Source organism: Microbacterium sp. (assembly GCF_030149085.1).
Lineage (GTDB): Bacteria > Actinomycetota > Actinomycetes > Actinomycetales > Microbacteriaceae > Microbacterium.
Window position 1 is genome coordinate 1 of sequence record NZ_JASBSF010000211.1, and the last position, 1,527, is coordinate 1,527.

Annotated in this window: 2 protein-coding genes and 1 tRNA gene; 2 read left to right on the forward strand and 1 reads right to left on the reverse strand. The window is 64.4% G+C overall.

Annotation, left to right across the window (positions count from 1 at the left end; all coding sequences use genetic code 11):
• Positions 1-12: 12 nt before the first annotated feature.
• Positions 13-94 (reverse strand) — tRNA-Leu (locus Q1V87_RS08430).
• Between the two features lie 179 nt (positions 95-273).
• Here Q1V87_RS08430 and Q1V87_RS08435 point away from each other — a divergent pair.
• Both Q1V87_RS08435 and Q1V87_RS08440 read left to right on the forward strand, forming a co-directional pair.
• Positions 274-672, forward strand: coding sequence for a nuclear transport factor 2 family protein (locus Q1V87_RS08435; protein ID WP_300591691.1), 399 nt, complete (start codon positions 274-276; stop codon positions 670-672).
• A gap of 330 nt (positions 673-1,002) precedes the next feature.
• A partial coding sequence (locus Q1V87_RS08440) for a substrate-binding domain-containing protein (protein ID WP_300591692.1) occupies positions 1,003-1,527 on the forward strand: 525 nt, incomplete at its 3' end.

The window sequence follows — 1,527 nt, forward strand, 5'->3', positions numbered from 1 at the left end:
GGATGCCTTGCGTGCGGAAGGTGGGACTTGAACCCACACGCCCGAAGGCACAGGAACCTAAATCCTGCGTGTCTGCCAATTTCACCACTCCCGCGGGTGCGATCAGTCTACTGAGGCTCATTTGACGATCTCGACGTTTGCTCTCAGCGCCGACCTCGGGGTCCGGATTCAGAGAGCCGCCACTGCGACCTCGACCCCTTGCGCTGGCCGCTCCACCGCGACAGGGTGTGCAGTAATACTGCACCAGGCAGTGTCGCTTGGCGAGAGGAAACGATGGTGACGACCGAACAGGTACAGCAGTGGCTGGATGACTACCGCACGGCGTGGGAGACGCGAGACGCGGATGCCGCGGCGGTGCTGTTCACGGATGATGCGACGTACGGCGAGCAGCCGTACGAGGAGCCGTACCGCGGGCGCGAGGGCGTGCACGCCTATTGGACGCGCGTCACAGCGACGCAGTCAGATGTCAGTTTCCGCACGGGGAGAGTGGTGACCGCCGGTTCAAATGCGGCTGTCGAGTGGTGGGTCACGTTGCGCAATGACGGAGCCGAGGCGACGCTCGCGGGGGAGTTCTTCCTGGAGTTCAACGAGGGCGGCCTCGTGCGTCACTTGCGCGAGTACTGGCACTTCGCTCCCGGACTCATCGAGCCTCCGGCGGGTTGGGGGCAGTAGGTCGCGGGGCCGGCAACGGATTGGTCACGGTCGCGTACCCGTCGTTCGGAACCCTTGCGTTAAGTGTGGCGACACGGCAGAGTGTACGCCAGCACTGAACACCGTCCAGGCCGGCTTTCGGGAGAGAGCCGCAGGGGCCGCCCACCGTGTACCCGATTTCAAAGGAGAAGTCATGCCACTCAGCACAGCTATTCCACGGCGAAGAGGGGTTCTCGCCGGTGCGGGGATCGCCGTCGCAGCCCTCGCCCTCGCAGCGTGTTCGTCGGGCAGCACCGACGCATCGGGCTCGGGAGAGACATCGGCCCCCAGTGACGAGCCGTTGCAGATCGCATACATCTCGTTCGCTGTTGCGAACACGTACGACGAGCCGATGCTGGCTGCAGCGCAGAAGTCGCCGCGGCAAACAACGCCGAGATCACCGTGTTCGATGGAAACCTCGATCCGGCTACCCAGGCAACCCTCATCGAAGCCGTCATCGCATCTGGCGACTACGACGGCATGATCGTCCAGCCCATCTACGGCCCCGCGATCATGGATGTCGTGGCCGAGGCGATAGATGCCGGGCTCACCGTGGTCAACATCGACCAGATCCTCGGCGAGGACTTCACCTCCGGCGCTACCCAGTTGCCGGGACTGGCCTCGAACATCGTGTTCGTGCCGACGATCCTCGGCCAGAAGCTCGGCGAGCAGACCGTCGAGGCCTGCGCGTCGATGAACCTCGACCCGTGCAACGTCGCGTATCTGCACGACCTGAAGACCTCGAGCGTGAGCATCGCGCTGTGGGATGCCTTCAGCGAGGCAACCGCGGGAACACCCGTGACTGTCGTCGCCGAGGGGGAGACGTTCTGGAACCCG